Origin of the sequence: Pseudomonas sp. BN505, assembly GCF_029873175.1 — a bacterium.
Taxonomy (GTDB): Bacteria; Pseudomonadota; Gammaproteobacteria; order Pseudomonadales; family Pseudomonadaceae; genus Aquipseudomonas; species Aquipseudomonas putida.
The window spans coordinates 1-17,500 of record NZ_SSOI01000036.1 but is presented as its reverse complement, the minus strand read 5'-3'; the positions used below and the strand labels follow the sequence as shown (position 1 = coordinate 17,500).

Below are 17,500 nucleotides of genomic sequence, written 5' to 3'. Positions count from 1 at the left end.
TAGGTTAATGCCCTTCCTCCCAACTTAAAGTGCTTTACAATCCGAAGACCTTCTTCACACACGCGGCATGGCTGGATCAGGCTTTCGCCCATTGTCCAATATTCCCCACTGCTGCCTCCCGTAGGAGTCTGGACCGTGTCTCAGTTCCAGTGTGACTGATCATCCTCTCAGACCAGTTACGGATCGTCGCCTTGGTGAGCCATTACCTCACCAACTAGCTAATCCGACCTAGGCTCATCTGATAGCGCAAGGCCCGAAGGTCCCCTGCTTTCTCCCGTAGGACGTATGCGGTATTAGCGTTCCTTTCGAAACGTTGTCCCCCACTACCAGGCAGATTCCTAGGCATTACTCACCCGTCCGCCGCTGAATCGAAGAGCAAGCTCTTCTCATCCGCTCGACTTGCATGTGTTAGGCCTGCCGCCAGCGTTCAATCTGAGCCATGATCAAACTCTTCAGTTCAATACTGCTTGGGTTTTTAAGAAACCCTAAACTTGGCTCAGCAATCTCAAATGACTATGTGATTTCTCGCATGGTCACTTGTGATGCTGATAATCTTGTTGACTATCAGTCCATACTCACAAGCACCCACACGAATTGCTTGATTCAATTTGTTAAAGAGCGTTTGGTTAAGAGCTTTTCGTCTCAACCGAGGCGCGCATTCTACGCTTTCCTCAGAGCCTGTCAAGCGTTTATTTTGAAGTTTTTCCGAGAAACTCGTTTAGCTTCAACCACTTGACTCAACCAGCTGACTAGCTTTACTTGGCTACCCCGCTGGAATGGTGCGCATTATAGGGCCGTTATTACGCAGGTCAACCTTTAATTTCAGTTATTTGAAATATTTGTGGCTAATCCACTTGAGGGCTACCACGCGCTCTAGCAATTGCGCACTATATTGCTCACCCCTACCCCGCCCAAGGATCGCCGCACCTAAATGAACACCCAGCCCCGCAGCCTGGCCGCCACTCTCTTCCCGATCGGCTTGCTGCTTATCGCCATGGCATCGATCCAGTCCGGTGCCTCCCTGGCCAAAAGCATGTTCCCCATCATTGGCGCACAAGGCACCACCACTCTGCGCCTGATCTTCGCCAGTATCATCATGCTGCTTATATTGCGCCCATGGCGGGTACGCATGACCGCCACCACCCTGCGCAACGTGGTCATCTACGGCATGGCACTGGGCGGGATGAACTTCCTCTTCTATATGGCCCTGCAAACAGTGCCGATCGGCATCGCCGTGGCCCTGGAGTTCACCGGCCCGTTGGCAGTGGCGATCTTCTCCTCCCGCCGGCCTATCGACTTCCTATGGATTGCCTTGGCCATCGCCGGCCTGCTGCTGTTGCTGCCAGCTGGCCACGGTGGCCAGGCACTCGACCCGGTGGGCGCTGCTTACGCCCTGGGCGCAGGTGTATGCTGGGCCCTCTACATTCTGTTCGGGCAACGCGCCGGAGCCGAGCACGGTATCCAGAGTGCAGCCTTGGGGGTGGTAGTCGCCGCCCTGTTCGTCGCCCCCATCGGTATCGCCCACGCCGGTAGCGCTCTGCTCACACCTGCCTTGATCCCCATGGCCCTGGCCGTTGCGGTACTGTCCACCGCCCTGCCCTACAGCCTGGAAATGGTTGCCCTCACGCGTATCCCAGCACGCACCTTCGGCACCTTGATGAGCATTGAACCGGCGTTCGGCGCACTGTCCGGCCTGCTGTTCCTCGGCGAGGTGCTGACACTCACCCAATGGCTGGCGATCGGGGCAATCATCGCCGCGTCGGTTGGCACTACCTTGTCCATGCGCAAGGAGCCCACACCAACTGTTGCAGCAGACTGATATGAGAAATATTTTCATTTGAGACAGGATTAGTGATTGTAGCCGCCCGTCTCGCTGATTAAGCTGTCACAGAATCATCATCTTTACGCTATCTACTGGACCGAATACGGACGCTGGGGATATTTTCAGGAAGAAGCGAAGCGATAACGACCGGGCCAGACAGCTTATCCCCCCCCTTTGCATTTAAGGACAGGAATGAAACGTATTTTTCTCATCCTGGCCATCTTGGCTATTGCTGGATGTGCCGCTACAGCCAAGACTGAGGTCAAAAGGGGCAAGAAGGGCCTGCATATCAATTGCTCCGGCCTTTCCTCCTCATGGGACAACTGCTACAGCAAGGCCGAGAGTTCCTGCAGCAAGCGCGGATACCGAGTCATCGCCCGTTCTGGCGACAGCGATGAAGAAGCCGGTGACTACTTGTTCGGCATCAACCCGGCGGGGTACACCAGCCGCAGCATGATCGTCATCTGCAAGTAGAAAAAAGGGCAGCTCACAGGCTGCCCTTTTTCATTTGCCCTTACAGGGGCTCGGTACGCACCTGCAGCCAGGCCAGCGCATCACCCTTGAGCAGCGGTGCCAGACGCTCACGCACGTTCGCGTGATAGCCGTTCAGCCACTCCACCTCTTCCTTGGCCAGCAGCTTGGGCAATAGGCAGCGGGTATCGATCGGGCACAGCGTCAAGGTCTCGAAGCGCAGGAAGTCGCCGAAGGCACCCTTGCCCGCCTCACGGTTGACCACCAGGTTCTCGATACGGACACCCCACTGCCCCGGGCGGTACGTACCCGGCTCGATCGAGCTGATCATGCCCGCTTGCATCGCGGTCTGCGGTGCAGGTGTCGCCTGGTAGGCAATCACTTGGGGCCCTTCGTGCACGTTCATGAAGTAGCCAACACCATGCCCGGTACCGTGGCCATAATCGACCTGGTCAGCCCAAATTGGCGCCCGGGCAATGGCGTCGAGCAACGGCGACAGTATTCCTCGCGGGAAAGTGGCACGCGACAGGGCGATCATGCCCTTGAGTACCCGGGTGCAGTCCAGCTTCTGTGCGTGGCTGGGGTTACCGACTGGCACCATTCGGGTGATATCGGTGGTACCACCCAGGTATTGCCCGCCAGAGTCGATCAGCAGCAAACCATCACCCTCGATGACCGCATGCGACTGCTCGGTGGCACGGTAATGCGGCATGGCGCCATTGCCATTGAAGGCGGCAATGGTCGAAAAACTCAGCGACACGAAGTTCGGGCGCCGGGCACGTGCGGCACTCAATTGCTCGTCAACTGTCAGCTCGGTAATGACCTCCTGGCCAAGGTTGGCCTCGAACCAAGCGAAGAACTCGCACAAGGCCGCACCGTCCTGCTCCATGACATGGCGTATATGCACCAGGTCATCGTCACGTTTGCAGGATTTGCTCAGGGTGGTAGGGTTGAGCCCCTCGACCAGCACCACCTCTGCCGCCAGGTTGCCCAGCAGGCCGCAGGTGACACGGGCAGGGTCCACCAACAACCGCGCCCCCACCGGAACTGCGGCCAGGGCGTTGCCTGCCTCGCTATAGTTGCGCACCTCGATGCCGTCCACCGCCAGCACCTGACGCAAATGCGCGTCCACCTTGTCCTGGCCCACGAACAGAATGGCCTGCTGCTGACTGATCAAGGCAAAGGCCAGGAAAACCGGGTTGTACGAAACATCACTGCCACGCAGGTTGAACAGCCAGGCGATGTCATCCAGAGTTGCAATAAAGTGCCAGTCGGCCCCTTTGGCCTGGATGCCCTGGCGCAATTGCGCGAGCTTTTCCGCCCGGCTTACCGTGGCGTGAGGCGGCAAGTGCTGATACACCGGGTTGGCGGGCAGCGCCGGGCGCCCTTCCCAGACCTGGGCTAGCAGGTCCTTGTCGGTCACCAGCCTTGCCCCACGGGCATTGAGCCGCTCACCCAGCTGGCGCGCCGACGCCAGCGCCATGACGGCCCCATCCACCGCGACGTTGCCATCGGGCTCGACATTATCACCCAGCCACTCCAACGCCCCGGGCTTGCCGGGCAGCAGCTTCATCAGCTCGATACCGCTACCGGCCAGCTCGTGATCCGCCTGCTCCCAGTACCGGCTATCGACCCACAACCCTGCAAAAACGGGCGTGACTACCAGCGTGCCGACCGAGCCGTGAAAACCCGAAAGCCACTGGCGCCCCTGCCAGTAACCGGGCAGGTATTCGGAAAGGTGGGGGTCGGCCGAGGGTACCAGCAAGGCATCGATGCCCCCTGCTGCCATGGCCTGGCGCACCTGCGCCAGGCGCTGTGGCACGCTTTGCTCAAGGGTGGTCTGGACGTTCATGCGCTCTCCTGCGGCTACATCACGGTTGATCCAATACGCTGATAATGGAACAGCCGCCAGAGCCCTGCAATCGGGAAGACCAGGACACGGCATGCATTGCCCGTCACGCCCTGTGCCAACAGGACGCTTCCTACAAAAGGGCCAGGACCACCGATCAAGTTCCGCTGAACTTCCCCAGGACACCGGCTTCAGACACAGTACATTCATTGCACACAGGCAAATGACCATGCCCAGTGCCAGCGCACCGAAAGCCGGCGTAGTGCTGCTCGATACCCGCGATCATACGCCTGACCATGAGCATGCCGTGCACCTCAAGCTAGCCGATGGCCTGGCCGGCCTGCTGGGCTGCCAGCACGTCCATCCCGCTCATGCACCCACCGCCGCTGATAACTACTATTACCTACCTACCGAAACGCTCGTCGATCCCAAGCACCCTGCCACCTTGGGCATTCGCAGCGAGCAGGACCTGTTTGGCGGCCTGGTGCCATACCCCTACATGTCGACCAAGGCAATCTCCCACCCACTGCCAGCCGGGGCCAGCTTCCCGCCGGGCTGGACCGACGACTTCGCCCGACAGGCAAGCGACGCCTTGCTGCGCGGCTATACCGTGTTCAGCAAAGCCGACGCGCGCAGCGCCGCACAATTGCTGCTGCTCGACGGCCCCCTGAGGGTCAAGCCCGTGCTGGCCTGCGCAGGCCGGGGGCAGCAGGTCATCACCAGTGCGGACGCGCTAGAGCCTCTGCTGGCGGGCATGGATGACCAGATGCTGGCGCTGTGGGGGCTGGTGCTCGAAGAAGACTTGAGCGATGTAGAAACCTTCAGCGTCGGCCAGGTGCGCGTCGCCGGCCTGACCTGCAGCTATCACGGCACCCAGCAACTGACCCGTGACCATCAGGGCACCGAGGTGTACGGCGGCTCCGACCTGGTGGTGGTACGTGGCGATTACCAGGCGCTATTGCAACTACCACTGGAAGACTACATGCGCCTGGCCATCAACCAGGCGATCGCCTACGAGCAGGCTGCCGAGCAACACTTCCCCGGTTTCATCGCCTCGCGGCGCAACTACGACATCGCGCGCGGCCTGAACCCCCAGGGCCACCTGCGCAGCGGTGTGCTCGAACAATCCTGGCGCCTGGGCGGTGCCAGCAGTGCCGAGCTGCTGGCCCTGCAGGCATTTGCCGATGACCCGGCATTGCAGCGGGTGCGTGCGTCGACCCATGAAGTGTTCGGCACCCCCGACCTGCCCGCTGACGCCACCCTCTTCTACCAAGGAAACGACAGTGAACTCGGACAACTCAGCAAATTTGCACGGATTCGCGAACATGGCCGTTCAGAGTGAAACCGTTGAACTGCAAGTCGACAACGACAGCATTGTCGGCACCCTGGTCAGCCCTGGCAGCAAGATGCCGGGCATCCTCTTCGTCCACGGCTGGGGCGGTAGCCAGCAGCGTGATCTGGCCCGTGCCCGGCACATCACCGGGCTGGGCTGCGTGTGCATGACCTTTGACCTGCGCGGCCACGAAAAAACCGAAAGCCAACGCCTGACGGTCACCCGTGAACAGAACCTGCAGGACCTGCTGGTGGCCTACGACCGGCTGCTCAGCCATCCGGCGGTAGACAGCAGTGCCATCGCCATCATCGGCAGCAGCTATGGGGGATACCTGGCAACCTTGCTGACCCGCGAGCGGCCAGTCAAATGGCTGGCTCTGCGGGTGCCGGCCATGTACTGGGACGACGAATGGAACACCCCTAAGCAAACCCTCGACCGCCAACGCCTGAACGCCTACCGCCAGCAATCGCTAGGCCCGGCAGACAATCGCGCGCTGGCGGCGTGCGCAGAATTCGCCGGTGATGTGTTGCTGGTAGAGTCCGAGCAGGACGACTACGTGCCGCACAGTACGCTGATGAGCTACCGTTCGGCATTCGTCAGCGCCCACTCACTTACCCATCGCATCGTCGACGGTGCCGACCACGCGTTGTCCAGCGAAGCGAGCCAGAAAGCCTACAGTTCGATCCTGGCGGCGTGGATCAGCGAAATGGTGATCGGTGCCCGCCTGGACCGCTACCCGCACTACGCCCCCTGGTATGCCTGAGGCTCACCCACCTCGCACTGCAGGCCACCATCAGCGCCACGCACCAGGCTGCGCAAGGTCTGGTAGGCGGCAAAGTTGACGCCCCGCGCCTGATGCTGGCCCAGCAGTTCAAGGAAAGACTCCTCGACGAAGTGCACGGCCGCCGCCGCCCACGCCTGACGAGATTGCCATTGCAGGTACTGCAACACCCGGCTGCCATCGTCACTGGCCTGGATGCTGACACCCTGCAGCCCTTCGCAGCGCGTGGCCAGCGCCTCGCTGCGCACCACCAGCGCCTGGGCCAGCGCTTGCTGGCACAGGCTGGGCACTTCGTATTCGATCATCTGGGTGAACCACAGCGCATGAGGGTTTGCCGACATCGACGTTCTCCTGGTTACGGACGCATGCTTGGCGATGCCGAGCAGGGTAAAACCTCAAGCAAAGTCAAGGTCAAGTGGTTTCTGCCCGTGCAAACAGCCTATAACTAACGTCTCCCGACAACTACTGCCACAGGAGGCAGCATGAGCAAGCAGGCGCTGATCATCATCGACATCCAGAACGACTACTTCCCAGGCGGCAAGTGGGCCCTCGATGGCGCCGACCAGGCGGCCGACAACGCCGCCAGGCTGCTGGCGGCGGCACGCCAGCGCGGCGACCTGGTGGTCCATGTGCGGCATGAATTCGACAGCGCCGATGCGCCATTTTTCGCACCCGGTTCGCAGGGTGCGGCCATCCACGCCAAGGTCGAGCCGGTGGCAGGTGAGCCGGTGGTGCTCAAGCACAAGGTCAACGCCTTCCTCGGTACCGACCTTGAGAACACGCTGGACCGACATGGCGTGGAAGCCTTGACCATCGTTGGCAGCATGAGCCACATGTGCATCGATGCCGCTACCCGTGCCGCAGCCGACCTGGGCTACACGGTGACCGTGGCGCACGATGCCTGCGCTACCCTGCCGCTGGAGTTCGACGGCAAGCAGGTGCCGGCGGCGCAGGTGCATGATTCGGCGATGGCAGCCTTGGCGTTTGCCTATGCGTCGGTGGTGAAGACCGATGAGCTGCTGAAAAACTGATCGACTTCAGAGCTTTGGGGGCGCTTTGCGCCCCTTTCCGACCGGTCCGGCGCCCCGGCGAGGCCGCTCCCACAGGTAATGCGCAAGCAAGAACCGTAAGCGATCCCTGCGGAAGCGGTCTTTTGTCGCGATGGGCTGCGCAGCAGCCCCAACGCTTGCAAACTCAGATCACCACATTACGCACAAAACGCACTGCCACCACCCCATCGTTACGGTAGGCATACTGGCAGTTGCTCGGGAACACATGGAACTGCCCCACCAGAAGCCGATGCTCAACCCCTTCAATGACCAGCGTCAGTTGCCCTTCTGCCACATAGATCTGCTCGCTCCAGCCTTCGGCATCAGCCTCGCTGGAATAGCACTCGCCCGGTGCCAGGGTCCACTCCCAAAGCTCCACCTCACGCCGTGCCGCACTGCTACCCAGCAGCACGGCCTTGCTCTGCGGGTATTCACCGGCCCAGGCCAGTTCCTCGATGCGCCCAGGGTCACGCTGGTCCGGTGCCTGGATCAAGGTGCTGAAAGCCACCCCCAAAGCTTCGGCGATCAGGTCGAGGGTGGTCAGGCTGACATTCTTCTCGCCCGCCTCGATTGCCACCAGCATGCGCCGGCTGACCCCTGAGCGCTCGGCCAACGCTGTCTGGCTCAACCCGGAAGCATGGCGCAGGCTGCGTACGTTGAGGCTTACATGTTGCAGCACCGATGCCCGATGCGAAGTATCTTTGTGCACTATATTGCTCACTGATAGAGATTGCGCAGTATACTGCCCACTTTGCGGCGATTGTGCGCCGCCCCCTCCGAGTGCGCAAGACCATGAGCCAGGCCCGCAACACACCCACCCCCGCCGTTACCTTTCGCCTGAGCAAGGCAGAACTGGTGCTGGTGTTCATCACCATGTTGTGGGGCGGCACCTTCCTGCTGGTGCATAACGTAATGACCGTCAGCGGTCCGATGTTCTTCGTCGGCCTGCGCTTCGCTGCGGCAGCGCTGTTCGTGGGCGTGGTTTCGGCGCGGGCGTTGCCCGGGCTGACCTTCACCGAGCTCAAAGCCGGCATGCTGATAGGCGTGTCGATCATGCTCGGCTACGGCCTGCAAACCATGGGTCTGCAGACCATCAGCAGCAGCCAGTCGGCGTTCATCACTGCGTTGTACGTGCCGTTCGTGCCGCTGTTGCAGTGGCTGGTGCTGGGCCGCCGGCCTGGCCTGATGCCCAGCATCGGCATTTGCCTGGCATTCATCGGTCTGATCCTGCTGGCCGGGCCGGAAGGCGGCAGCCTGCACTTCAGCGAGGGCGAGGTGGTTACCCTGGTCAGCGCCGTCGCGATCGCCGCCGAAATCATTCTGATCAGCCGTTACGCCGGCCAGGTCGATGTGCGCCGGGTCACCGTGGTGCAACTGGCGACCGCTTCGCTGCTGGCGTTCCTGATGATCGTGCCGACCCAGGAGCGCATCCCCGACTTTTCCTGGCTGCTGCTGGCCAGCGCAATAGGCCTGGGTGCCATGAGCGCGGTGATCCAGGTGGCCATGAACTGGGCGCAGAAGTCGGTCTCGCCCACCCGCGCCACCCTCATTTATGCCGGTGAACCGGTGTGGGCCGGGATCGTCGGGCGCATCGCCGGCGAACGCCTGCCGGGCGTGGCGCTGCTCGGTGGCCTGCTGATCGTGATCGCGGTGGTGGTCAGCGAGCTCAAGGTACGCCGCCCCCGCGAAACCGTCGAAGCACACGACGTCCAGAGTGAAGGCGAGCGCCAGACTGGCCTGTAAAGCTGACAACAGCGACTATGCTTTGTAAAAAACTGTTATAAAAAAACAGCTTGTCACAGCCTGTTTGTAGGATTCTGCGACAGCTTGCGTGTTGGTGATCACTTCCCCGGCACGTATGATCTTTGCAAACTTCTCCAGAATAGGCCCCTATGTCATTGATAGTGCTATTGCTTCTGCCGTTCGTGGGCAGTTGCCTGGCAGCCGTGCTGCCGCACAACGCACGTAACGCCGAGTCCATTCTCGCCGGGCTCGTGGCCCTGGTCGGCACCGTCCAGGTAGCACTGCTGTACCCTCAAATTGCCCACGGGGGCGTGATTCGCGAAGAATTCCTCTGGCTGCCCAGCCTGGGGTTGAACCTGGTACTGCGCATGGACGGCTTTGCCTGGCTGTTCTCGCTGCTGGTGCTGGGCATCGGCACGCTGGTGTCGCTGTATGCGCGCTACTACATGTCGCCACAGGACCCGGTGCCGCGTTTCTTCGCCTTCTTCCTGGCCTTCATGGGCGCCATGCTAGGCCTGGTCATTTCCGGCAACCTGATCCAGCTGGTGTTCTTCTGGGAACTGACCAGCCTGTTCTCCTTCCTGCTGATCGGCTACTGGCACCACCGCGCAGACGCCCGGCGTGGCGCCTACATGGCGCTCATGGTGACCGGCGCAGGTGGCTTGTGCCTGCTGGTGGGTGCCCTGCTGCTCGGCCATGTGGTCGGCAGCTATGACCTGGACAAGGTCCTGGCTGCCGGCGACACCATCCGCCAGCATGCGCTGTACCCGGTGCTGCTGCCCCTGATCCTCATTGGCGCCCTGAGCAAAAGCGCACAGTTCCCCTTCCACTTCTGGCTGCCCCATGCCATGGCAGCGCCCACCCCGGTATCGGCCTACCTGCACTCTGCCACCATGGTCAAAGCCGGGGTGTTCCTGCTGGCGCGCTTCTGGCCGGTGCTGTCGGGCAGCGAAGAGTGGTTCTGGATCGTCGGCGGTGCCGGCGCCCTCACCCTGCTGCTCGGCGCCTTCGCCGCCATGTTCCAGAACGACCTCAAAGGCCTGCTGGCCTATTCGACCATCAGCCACCTGGGCCTGATTACCCTGCTGCTGGGCCTGAACAGCCCGCTGGCCGCGGTCGCGGCGGTGTTCCACATCCTCAACCACGCCACCTTCAAGGCCTCGCTGTTCATGGCCGCCGGCATCATTGACCACGAGAGCGGCACCCGTGACATCCGCCGTCTCAGCGGCCTGATCCGCCTGGTACCCTACACCGCCACCCTGGCCATGGTGGCCAGCGCCTCCATGGCCGGCGTGCCGCTGATGAACGGTTTCCTGTCCAAGGAAATGTTCTTTGCCGAAACGGTGTTCATCAGTTCTACCGCCTGGGTCGAAGCAACGCTGCCGGTGATCGCCACACTGGCCGGTACCTTCAGCGTGGCCTATGCCCTGCGCTTTACCGTAGATGTGTTCTTCGGCCCCACTGCGCAGGACCTGCCCCACACCCCGCACGAACCGCCACGCTGGATGCGTGCGCCGGTCGAACTGCTGGTACTCACCTGCCTGGTGGTGGGCATCTTCCCCGCCCAGTCGGTCGGCCCGCTGCTGGCCGCCGCAGCCCTCCCGGTAGTAGGCGGTACCCTGCCAGAGTACAGCCTGGCCATCTGGCATGGATGGAACGCGCCCCTGATCATGAGCCTGGTGGCCATGAGCGGCGGCATCGTGCTGTACCTGCTCCTTCGCAAGCAACTGCGCCTGGGCCGCTTCCCGTACCCACCGGTGATTGAACGCTTCAATGGCAAACGCCTGTTCGAGCACGGCCAGGTGCACCTGATGTTACTGGCCCGGCACGTCGAGCGCCTGTTCACCACCCGCCGCCTCCAGGCACAACTGTTCATGCTGGTGCTCGCCGCCTTCCTCGCCGGCCTCACGCCCATGCTGTACAGCGGGCTCAGCTGGGGCGATCGGCCCAAGATTCCGGGTTCGGGCGTGTTCGTCGCGCTGTGGCTGATCGCCATTGCCTGCGCCATCGGCGCCGCCTACCAGGCCAAGTACCACCGCCTCGCGGCACTGATCATGGTCAGTGTCTGCGGCCTGATGACCTGCATTACCTTTGTCTGGTTCTCCGCCCCCGACCTGGCCCTGACCCAGCTGGTGGTGGAGGTGGTCACCACGGTGCTGATCCTGCTGGGCCTGCGCTGGCTGCCACGGCGTATCGAAGGCGTATCGCCGCTACCGGACAGCCTGGAACGCGCGCGCATGCGCCGCCTGCGCGACCTGCTACTGGCAGTGCTGGTGGGTGCCGGCATGGCCGTGCTGTCTTACGCCATGCTGACCCGGCCGACGCCCAACGACATTTCCTCGTTCTACCTGAGCCGGGCGCTGCCCCAAGGCGGCGGCACCAATGTGGTGAATGTCATGCTGGTCGACTTCCGCGGCTTCGATACCCTCGGTGAAATCACCGTGCTGGTGGCCGTGGCGCTGACCGTGTTCGCCCTGCTGCGACGCTTCCGCCCGCCGAAAGAAAGCATGCAGTTGCCGGCGCAACAACGCCAGCTCGCGCCTGATGTGGTCACCGACCTGATCAACCCGCGGCATGCCACCGACACCGCCCTGGGCTTCATGATGGTGCCTGCGGTGCTGGTGCGCCTGCTGCTGCCCATCGCCCTGCTGGTGTCGATGTACCTGTTCATGCGTGGCCACAACCAGCCAGGTGGCGGCTTCGTCGCCGGCCTGGTGATGTCGGTGGCGTTCATCCTGCAGTACATGGTGGCTGGCACCCAGTGGGTAGAGGCGCAGATGAGCCTGCGCCCACTGCGCTGGATGGGGACCGGGTTGCTGTGCGCCACCCTGACAGGGGTCGGTGCCATGCTGCTGGGCTACCCGTTCCTGACCACCCATACCGCCCACTTGCACCTGCCGCTGCTCGGGGATGTGCACGTGGCCAGCGCGCTGTTCTTCGATGTTGGCGTGTACACCGTGGTGGTCGGCTCGACCCTGCTGATCCTCACTGCCCTGGCGCACCAGTCGGTGCGCGCCTACCGCCCGGGCAATTCATCGAAAACCAGCCAAGCAGGAGCCGCCTGATGGAAGAAGTCATTGCAGTCGCCATCGGCGTGCTGGCCGCCTCGGGGGTGTGGCTGATCCTGCGCCCTCGGACCTACCAGGTGATCATGGGCCTGTGCCTGCTGTCGTACGGCGTGAACCTGTTCATCTTCAGCATGGGCAGCCTGTTCATCGGCAAGGAACCGATCATCAAGGATGGCGTCACCCAGGACCTGCTGCACTACACCGACCCGTTGCCCCAAGCCCTGGTGCTGACGGCCATCGTCATCAGCTTTGCCATGACTGCGCTGTTCCTGGTGGTGTTGCTGGCCTCGCGCGGCCTGACCGGTACCGACCACGTGGATGGCCGGGAGCGTGACGAATGAATGGCATGAGCCAACTGATTGTCGCGCCCATCCTGCTGCCACTGGTAACGGCAGCCGTGATGTTGTTGCTGGGGGAGAAACACCGGCGTATCAAGGCCCGCCTCAACCTGCTGTCGACCTTCGCCGGCCTGGCCGTCGCGGTCAGCCTGCTGCTGTGGGTGCGCACCCAGGGCCAGGCGGAGTCGATCGGCGTCTACCTGCCGGGCAACTGGCCTGCACCGTTCGGGATCGTCCTGGTGGTGGACCACCTGTCGGCGCTGCTGCTGACCCTCACCGGGATCATCGGCTTCAGCGCCCTGTTGTTTGCCCGCGCCCGCTGGGACGGGGCCGGGGCCAGCTTCCATGCGCTGTTCCAGATTCAGCTGATGGGCCTGTACGGCGCCTTTCTCACCGCCGACCTGTTCAACCTGTTCGTGTTCTTCGAGGTGCTGCTGGCAGCGTCCTATGGCTTGCTGCTACATGGCTCGGGGCGTGCGCGGGTACGTGCCGGCCTGCACTACATCGCCATCAACCTGTTCGCCTCGTCGCTGTTCCTGATCGGCGCGGCAATGCTGTATGGGGTAACCGGCACCCTGAACATGGCCGACCTGGCGCTGAAGATCCCACTGGTACCGGAGGCCGACCGTGGCCTGCTGCATGCCGGTGCGGCAATCCTGGCCATGGCCTTCCTGGTCAAGGCCGGTATCTGGCCGCTGAACTTCTGGCTGGTGCCGGCCTACTCCTCGGCCAGCGCGCCGGTAGCTGCGTTGTTCGCCATCATGACCAAGGTCGGCCTGTACGCCCTGCTGCGCCTGTGGACCCTGCTGTTCTCCGGGCAGGCCGGGGCCTCGGCGCATTTCGGTGGCGAATGGCTGGTGTACGGTGGCCTGGTCACCCTGGCAGTGGCAGCAGTGTCGATCCTGGCGGCACAACGCCTGGAACGCATGGCGGCGCTCAGCATCCTGGTCTCGGCCGGCACCCTGCTTGGCGCCGTCGGCTTTGCCCAGTCGGCGCTGACGGGTGCGGCGCTGTTCTACCTGGTCAACTCGACCCTGGCACTTTGCGCGCTGTTCCTGCTCGCCGAACTGGTCGAACGCTCGCGCTCGGCCAATGAAGTGCCGCTGGACGAAGAAGAAGAGGCCATGCCGCCACCGCTGGAGTCGTTGCACCCACCCAAGGGCATCAACCTCGACGACGAGCAGAAGGTGGTGATCGGCCAGATCATCCCGTGGACGATGGCCTTCCTCGGCCTCAGCTTCATCGCCTGCGCTTTGCTCATCATCGGCATGCCGCCGTTGTCAGGCTTCGTCGGCAAGCTCAACCTGATCAGCGCACTGTTCAACCCGCAGGGTTTGGGCGTGCCGGCCGAGCAGCCGCTGAGTGCGGCGGGCTGGGGCCTGGTGGCGCTGCTGATCCTGTCCGGCATGGCCTCGCTGATCGCCTTCGGGCGCGTCGGCATCCAGCGCTTCTGGAAGCCCGAGGAGCGCCCGTCGCCGGTGCTGCGCCGCTATGAGTGCCTGCCCATCGTCATCCTGCTCGGCCTGTGCATCATCCTCAGCCTCAAGGCCGAGCCATTGCTGCGCTACACCCAGGACACCGCCGCCAGCCTGCAGGCCCCCGATGCCTACATTGAAGCCGTGATGGCCGCCCGGCCGATGCCTGGCCCCACCTCGCTCGACATCCAGGTGCAGCCATGAACCGACTGTTCCCCGCCCCGCTGCTATCGGTTTCGCTGTTCGGCCTGTGGCTGCTGCTGAACCTCTCGGTCAGCCCCGGCAACCTGTTGCTGGGCGCCGCACTTGGCCTGCTGGCGCCACTGCTGATGGCGCCACTGCGCCCACAGCATGCCCACGTGCGTCGACCAATGGTCATCGCCCGGCTGATAGGCCGGGTAGGCATCGATGTGATCCTGTCCAACCTGCTGGTTGCCCGTGGCGTGCTGCGCGCTGGCAAGCAACCACCACGCTCGGCGTTCGTGCACATTCCGTTGGCCCTGCACGATGCACATGGGCTGGCGGCACTGTCGATGATCACTACGGTAGTGCCCGGCACGGTCTGGTCCGAGCTGGCGCTGGACCGCAGCGTATTGCTGCTGCATGTGTTCGACCTGGACGATGAGGCGGCCTTTATCCAGCACTTCAAGGACACCTATGAACGCCCGCTGATGGAGATATTCCAATGACAGGCCTGCTCGCCAATGCTGTCCTTGCCAGCCTGTTCATCTTCGCCTTGGCCATGGGCCTGGCGCTGATCCGGCTGTTCCGTGGCCCGTCCGCCCAGGACCGGGTGCTGGCGCTGGACTACCTGTACATCCTGGCCATGCTGACCATGCTGGTGCTGGGTATCCGTTATGCCAGTGACACCTACTTCGAAGGTGCCCTGCTGATTGCGCTGTTCGGCTTCGTCGGCTCGTTTGCCCTGGCCAAGTTCCTGCTGCGCGGTGAGGTGATCGAATGACCGAAACCCTGGTACTGCCCTTCTGGCTGGAAGTGGTCACCGCCGCACTGCTGCTGACCGGCAGCCTGTTCGCGCTGGTCGGAGCAATAGGCCTGGTGCGCCTGAAGGATTACTTCCAGCGCATGCACCCGCCAGCGCTGGCGTCGACCATTGGCGCCTGGTGCGTAGCGCTGGCTTCGATCATCTATTTCTCGTGGCTCAAGGAAGCACCGGTACTGCACGCTTGGCTGATTCCCATCCTGCTGTCGATCACCGTGCCAGTGACCACGCTGCTGCTGGCCCGGGCGGCGTTGTTTCGCAAGCGCATGTCGAAAGAGCCAGTGCCTGAAGAAGTCAGCAGCGGCCGCGACCGGGGCAATTGAAGGGCCGCCGCCTCACCCTTGGCTGAGGCGCTGCAGCTCCCGCCGCACCATGGAGGCATAAGGGGGCGGACCGAGCCGGTACAACTCACCCGCCACCCAGTGCAACCAGGCGCCTTGCAGCTCCCCACGCCTGGCCAGCAAACGTTCGGCCTCGGCCACGGCATCTGCCTGGTGCTGTCGATGAAACTCGACACGCGTGACAGGCGCATCGCCGCTGTCGGTCATTCACTGGCCTTGAAGGTGGTCAACTCGCCCTTGCGCCATTTGGCAACCTTGCCGGTCACCGCCTTGAGCAATTTGCCCAAGCCTTCCTGAACCTGCTGTTGCGCGGCGAAAACCAGCATCACGCCATGCCCCTCGCGCAACACGATGCCCTCACCTTCGGGTACCGACACGAAGGCATAATCGCCCACGCCATACACATTCAGTTTGATTTCGCGAAAGCGCATTTCCAGCTTGCCACCTTCACGGCTGGGCAACACCGCAGCGCGGAAGTGATCGCCGACTTTCAATTCAAGGCGCTGCTTGTCATCGACCACCAATGCTTCTTCGGTGTCGATTTCGGCCATGTAAAGGCCTTCGGGGGTTTGTTCGGTAACGTAGATAAAGCGGCCCTGGAACAGCTGGGCCAATTTACCGCGCAAGTCGCCCAAGGCGAACAACGCATGGGTATCAAGTGTGCTGACTGCCAATGAAGTAATCCTCAACCGGTTACAACCCGCCCTCTCCCAAGCTCGGGGAGGCACGGCCATTTCTTATCGATAGGCGAAAAGAGTAATAAAGCGATATGCGAAATGTCTGTGCCCGCTGACGATGCAGCGTGCAGGAATCTTTACTCTGGTTTGCCAGATTCGCCCTCAAACGAAGGCGTTTGGCTAATTCCCGATTTGGGAAGCGTGATGCCTGAGATCACTTACCAGAAAACGCAACCATGGGGGTAAGCCTGCAAGTAGACAAGCCCTGGCATCCACGTGCGTATTACCGTAGGACAAATATGCCCGAAAACACCGAAACCCGTCGAGAGGCAAAAAACAATTTCAGGCGGCCAGGCCTTTCTTCAGTTGCTGCTGCCAGGCAGCTTGGCATTCAAGTGCCTCTGCACGCGTGGCGAAGGCGGTGCCCCGACGCTCGCCATTGACCAGCACCACCCAACAGATGCGTTTACCCAGCGCCTGCAAGGTGGCTGGCACTCCCGAACCTATCATCACAGCTACATCGACCCGGCTATTCATCATGCCCTCCGGCATTTAGTTAGCACCCTAACGATAGCGTTATGATACGCCTGCCCACCGGGAGAAAACAGCGCTTCGCGGTACAGCACTGTTACGTTCTGGACAACAAAACCGGTATCAGCAAAAAACGCAAAAAGCCCCAGGGATTGCTCCGTGGGGCTTGGCACCGCGCGCGGGTTTATACCTGGCGCTGGTGGCGGTCGAGCTGCTCGTGGCGCTCTTGCGCTTCGATGCAGTACTTGGTGGTCGGGCTGATCAGCAGGCGCTTAAGGCCAATTGGCTCACCGCTGTCATCGCACCAGCCGAAGCTCTCGTCGGAGATACGGTCCAGCGCCATTTCCAGCTGAGGCAGCAGGCGCTGGTCGCGGTCGATGGCATTGACCAGCCAGCTACGCTCTTCTTCGACCGACGCCACATCGGCAGGATCCGACGGAGTGTCCAGGCCTTCGATGGTGGCACGGCTGAGCTCGATGCGTTCATGGGTTTCGACTTTCATCGACTGCAGCAGGCCAGTGAAGAAAGCCAGCTGGTCAGCGTTCATGTAGTCATCGGCCGACATGGCCAGCAACTGTTCCTTGGTCATCGATTTCTCTATGAAAAAATGTGCATTGGGGCGATTCGGGTGCCGCCGACGCCTTGGCATCGGCAGCGGAAATTTTCAAGCGCCAACCGGCACTCTTTCTCAGGGGGCGGCAGTCTAAGGCGCCACGTCGCGTGGAGCAACTGCAATCGGGTGCAAATTTGCTTCCAGTGCTTACAATCCGCCGGTCGGCACCGCGGCTCTGCTGTATAGCCAGTAGTAAACCGTATTTCTGGCTGCGGCCATATCGCCGGCTTTTGATCTTGATCTTGATCTTGATCTTGATCTTGATCTTCGCGACTTCAGGAGGCCGAACGCAGGCCTTGCGGAGGGAGGTGACGGGCATGGATGCCCGTCAAGCGCTGGGCCCCAGGATGGGGCCTGCAGCGCGGTCCTCCCGGGAGCGAGGCCGGAGTGAGGGAACCCCGGAGCG

The 17,500-nt window shown here is 62.2% G+C and carries 20 protein-coding genes and 1 rRNA gene (1 of these 21 cut by a window edge); 12 read left to right on the top strand and 9 right to left on the bottom strand.

Annotation, left to right across the window (positions count from 1 at the left end):
- A 16S ribosomal RNA gene (locus E8E78_RS11280) occupies positions 1-459 on the bottom strand; it reaches 1,078 nt to the left of the window's first position.
- A 472-nt stretch (positions 460-931) separates the two neighbouring features.
- On the opposite strand from E8E78_RS11280, the gene rhtA reads away from it, so the two are divergent.
- Together rhtA and E8E78_RS11270 are read left to right on the top strand one after the other, a co-directional pair.
- On the top strand, positions 932-1,819 hold the full coding sequence (gene rhtA, locus E8E78_RS11275) for a threonine/homoserine exporter RhtA (RefSeq protein WP_049276075.1): 888 nt from the start codon (positions 932-934) through the stop codon (positions 1,817-1,819).
- Positions 1,820-2,014: 195 nt separating this feature from the next.
- Positions 2,015-2,296, top strand: a complete 282-nt coding sequence (locus E8E78_RS11270) for a hypothetical protein (protein ID WP_049276076.1) — start codon at positions 2,015-2,017, stop codon at positions 2,294-2,296.
- Between the two features lie 40 nt (positions 2,297-2,336).
- Here the strand turns inward: E8E78_RS11270 and E8E78_RS11265 are convergent, their stop codons facing one another.
- Positions 2,337-4,145, bottom strand: coding sequence for an aminopeptidase P family protein (locus tag E8E78_RS11265; protein WP_059396125.1), 1,809 nt, complete (start codon positions 4,143-4,145; stop codon positions 2,337-2,339).
- A gap of 220 nt (positions 4,146-4,365) precedes the next feature.
- Here E8E78_RS11265 and E8E78_RS11260 point away from each other — a divergent pair, with 220 nt between their 5' ends.
- Together E8E78_RS11260 and E8E78_RS11255 are read left to right on the top strand one after the other, a co-directional pair.
- A complete protein-coding gene (locus E8E78_RS11260) occupies positions 4,366-5,484 on the top strand; it encodes a DUF3182 family protein (RefSeq protein WP_059396124.1) in 1,119 nt (372 codons plus the stop codon).
- Positions 5,468-6,238 (top strand): alpha/beta hydrolase, encoded by a 771-nt coding sequence (locus E8E78_RS11255; RefSeq protein WP_049276080.1) that lies wholly within the window; start codon positions 5,468-5,470, stop codon positions 6,236-6,238. Before E8E78_RS11260 ends, E8E78_RS11255 begins: the two co-directional genes overlap by 17 nt.
- Here the strand turns inward: E8E78_RS11255 and E8E78_RS11250 are convergent.
- Positions 6,217-6,597 carry an antibiotic biosynthesis monooxygenase gene (locus tag E8E78_RS11250; RefSeq protein WP_059396123.1) on the bottom strand — a complete coding sequence of 127 codons (381 nt, stop codon included), beginning with the start codon at positions 6,595-6,597 and terminating at the stop codon, positions 6,217-6,219. The two genes, E8E78_RS11255 and E8E78_RS11250, sit on opposite strands and share 22 nt — an antisense overlap.
- A gap of 141 nt (positions 6,598-6,738) precedes the next feature.
- On the opposite strand from E8E78_RS11250, the gene E8E78_RS11245 reads away from it, so the two are divergent.
- The gene (locus E8E78_RS11245; protein WP_049276083.1) at positions 6,739-7,287 is read left to right on the top strand and encodes a cysteine hydrolase family protein; all 549 of its coding nucleotides are present in this window, start codon (positions 6,739-6,741) and stop codon (positions 7,285-7,287) included.
- A gap of 163 nt (positions 7,288-7,450) precedes the next feature.
- Here E8E78_RS11245 and E8E78_RS11240 read toward each other — a convergent pair whose 3' ends face one another.
- Complete coding sequence (locus tag E8E78_RS11240; protein WP_049276084.1) at positions 7,451-8,014, bottom strand: XRE family transcriptional regulator; 564 nt, start codon at positions 8,012-8,014, stop codon at positions 7,451-7,453.
- An 83-nt stretch (positions 8,015-8,097) separates the two neighbouring features.
- On the opposite strand from E8E78_RS11240, the gene E8E78_RS11235 reads away from it, so the two are divergent.
- The 7 genes from E8E78_RS11235 to E8E78_RS11205 all read left to right on the top strand — a co-directional run bounded on the left by E8E78_RS11235 (position 8,098) and on the right by E8E78_RS11205 (position 15,255).
- Positions 8,098-9,048: a DMT family transporter gene (locus tag E8E78_RS11235; RefSeq protein ID WP_059396122.1), complete on the top strand. Its 951-nt coding sequence runs from the start codon at positions 8,098-8,100 to the stop codon at positions 9,046-9,048.
- A 149-nt stretch (positions 9,049-9,197) separates the two neighbouring features.
- Positions 9,198-12,113, top strand: coding sequence for a monovalent cation/H+ antiporter subunit A (locus E8E78_RS11230; protein ID WP_114942163.1), 2,916 nt, complete (start codon positions 9,198-9,200; stop codon positions 12,111-12,113).
- A complete protein-coding gene (locus E8E78_RS11225) occupies positions 12,113-12,457 on the top strand; it encodes a Na+/H+ antiporter subunit C (RefSeq protein WP_003250128.1) in 345 nt (114 codons plus the stop codon). The genes E8E78_RS11230 and E8E78_RS11225 overlap by 1 nt, the downstream gene beginning before the upstream one ends.
- The gene (locus E8E78_RS11220; RefSeq protein WP_049276088.1) at positions 12,454-14,133 is read left to right on the top strand and encodes a monovalent cation/H+ antiporter subunit D; all 1,680 of its coding nucleotides are present in this window, start codon (positions 12,454-12,456) and stop codon (positions 14,131-14,133) included. The genes E8E78_RS11225 and E8E78_RS11220 overlap by 4 nt, the downstream gene beginning before the upstream one ends.
- Entirely contained in the window at positions 14,130-14,618 is a 489-nt protein-coding gene (locus tag E8E78_RS11215; protein WP_049276089.1) for a Na+/H+ antiporter subunit E, read from the top strand. The genes E8E78_RS11220 and E8E78_RS11215 overlap by 4 nt, the downstream gene beginning before the upstream one ends.
- On the top strand, positions 14,615-14,893 hold the full coding sequence (locus E8E78_RS11210) for a K+/H+ antiporter subunit F (protein WP_003250109.1): 279 nt from the start codon (positions 14,615-14,617) through the stop codon (positions 14,891-14,893). Before E8E78_RS11215 ends, E8E78_RS11210 begins: the two co-directional genes overlap by 4 nt.
- On the top strand, positions 14,890-15,255 hold the full coding sequence (locus tag E8E78_RS11205) for a Na+/H+ antiporter subunit G (RefSeq protein WP_016500629.1): 366 nt from the start codon (positions 14,890-14,892) through the stop codon (positions 15,253-15,255). The genes E8E78_RS11210 and E8E78_RS11205 overlap by 4 nt, the downstream gene beginning before the upstream one ends.
- Positions 15,256-15,267: 12 nt before the next feature.
- Here the strand turns inward: E8E78_RS11205 and E8E78_RS11200 are convergent, their stop codons facing one another.
- The 5 genes from E8E78_RS11200 to E8E78_RS11180 form a co-directional block, all read right to left on the bottom strand.
- Entirely contained in the window at positions 15,268-15,480 is a 213-nt protein-coding gene (locus tag E8E78_RS11200; protein WP_049276090.1) for a hypothetical protein, read from the bottom strand.
- A complete protein-coding gene (locus E8E78_RS11195; RefSeq protein ID WP_016500631.1) occupies positions 15,477-15,947 on the bottom strand; it encodes a hypothetical protein in 471 nt (156 codons plus the stop codon). Before E8E78_RS11195 ends, E8E78_RS11200 begins: the two co-directional genes overlap by 4 nt.
- 345 nt (positions 15,948-16,292) lie before the next feature.
- Positions 16,293-16,487, bottom strand: a complete 195-nt coding sequence (locus E8E78_RS11190; RefSeq protein WP_049276091.1) for a hypothetical protein — start codon at positions 16,485-16,487, stop codon at positions 16,293-16,295.
- Positions 16,488-16,665: 178 nt separating this feature from the next.
- Positions 16,666-17,070, bottom strand: a complete 405-nt coding sequence (locus E8E78_RS11185) for a TraR/DksA C4-type zinc finger protein (RefSeq protein ID WP_016485822.1) — start codon at positions 17,068-17,070, stop codon at positions 16,666-16,668.
- A complete protein-coding gene (locus tag E8E78_RS11180; RefSeq protein ID WP_155403393.1) occupies positions 17,033-17,413 on the bottom strand; it encodes a hypothetical protein in 381 nt (126 codons plus the stop codon). The genes E8E78_RS11185 and E8E78_RS11180 overlap by 38 nt, the downstream gene beginning before the upstream one ends.
- Positions 17,414-17,500: the final 87 nt, after the last annotated feature.

Excerpts from the sequence above, each read along its gene's own strand:
- E8E78_RS11200 (WP_049276090.1), bottom strand. The coding sequence starts at position 15,480 with ATGACCGACAGCGGCGATGCGCCTGTCACGCGTGTCGAGTTTCATCGA.
- E8E78_RS11215 (WP_049276089.1), top strand. The coding sequence starts at position 14,130 with ATGAACCGACTGTTCCCCGCCCCGCTGCTATCGGTTTCGCTGTTCGGC.
- E8E78_RS11185 (WP_016485822.1), bottom strand. The coding sequence starts at position 17,070 with ATGACCAAGGAACAGTTGCTGGCCATGTCGGCCGATGACTACATGAAC.
- E8E78_RS11230 (WP_114942163.1), top strand. The coding sequence starts at position 9,198 with ATGTCATTGATAGTGCTATTGCTTCTGCCGTTCGTGGGCAGTTGCCTG.
- rhtA (WP_049276075.1), top strand. The coding sequence starts at position 932 with ATGAACACCCAGCCCCGCAGCCTGGCCGCCACTCTCTTCCCGATCGGC.
- E8E78_RS11250 (WP_059396123.1), bottom strand. The coding sequence starts at position 6,597 with ATGTCGGCAAACCCTCATGCGCTGTGGTTCACCCAGATGATCGAATAC.
- E8E78_RS11265 (WP_059396125.1), bottom strand. The coding sequence starts at position 4,145 with ATGAACGTCCAGACCACCCTTGAGCAAAGCGTGCCACAGCGCCTGGCG.
- E8E78_RS11270 (WP_049276076.1), top strand. The coding sequence starts at position 2,015 with ATGAAACGTATTTTTCTCATCCTGGCCATCTTGGCTATTGCTGGATGT.
- E8E78_RS11180 (WP_155403393.1), bottom strand. The coding sequence starts at position 17,413 with ATGCCCGTCACCTCCCTCCGCAAGGCCTGCGTTCGGCCTCCTGAAGTC.
- E8E78_RS11220 (WP_049276088.1), top strand. The coding sequence starts at position 12,454 with ATGAATGGCATGAGCCAACTGATTGTCGCGCCCATCCTGCTGCCACTG.
- E8E78_RS11225 (WP_003250128.1), top strand. The coding sequence starts at position 12,113 with ATGGAAGAAGTCATTGCAGTCGCCATCGGCGTGCTGGCCGCCTCGGGG.
- E8E78_RS11235 (WP_059396122.1), top strand. The coding sequence starts at position 8,098 with ATGAGCCAGGCCCGCAACACACCCACCCCCGCCGTTACCTTTCGCCTG.
- E8E78_RS11260 (WP_059396124.1), top strand. The coding sequence starts at position 4,366 with ATGACCATGCCCAGTGCCAGCGCACCGAAAGCCGGCGTAGTGCTGCTC.
- E8E78_RS11205 (WP_016500629.1), top strand. The coding sequence starts at position 14,890 with ATGACCGAAACCCTGGTACTGCCCTTCTGGCTGGAAGTGGTCACCGCC.
- E8E78_RS11255 (WP_049276080.1), top strand. The coding sequence starts at position 5,468 with ATGGCCGTTCAGAGTGAAACCGTTGAACTGCAAGTCGACAACGACAGC.
- E8E78_RS11190 (WP_049276091.1), bottom strand. The coding sequence starts at position 16,487 with ATGAATAGCCGGGTCGATGTAGCTGTGATGATAGGTTCGGGAGTGCCA.
- E8E78_RS11210 (WP_003250109.1), top strand. The coding sequence starts at position 14,615 with ATGACAGGCCTGCTCGCCAATGCTGTCCTTGCCAGCCTGTTCATCTTC.
- E8E78_RS11245 (WP_049276083.1), top strand. The coding sequence starts at position 6,739 with ATGAGCAAGCAGGCGCTGATCATCATCGACATCCAGAACGACTACTTC.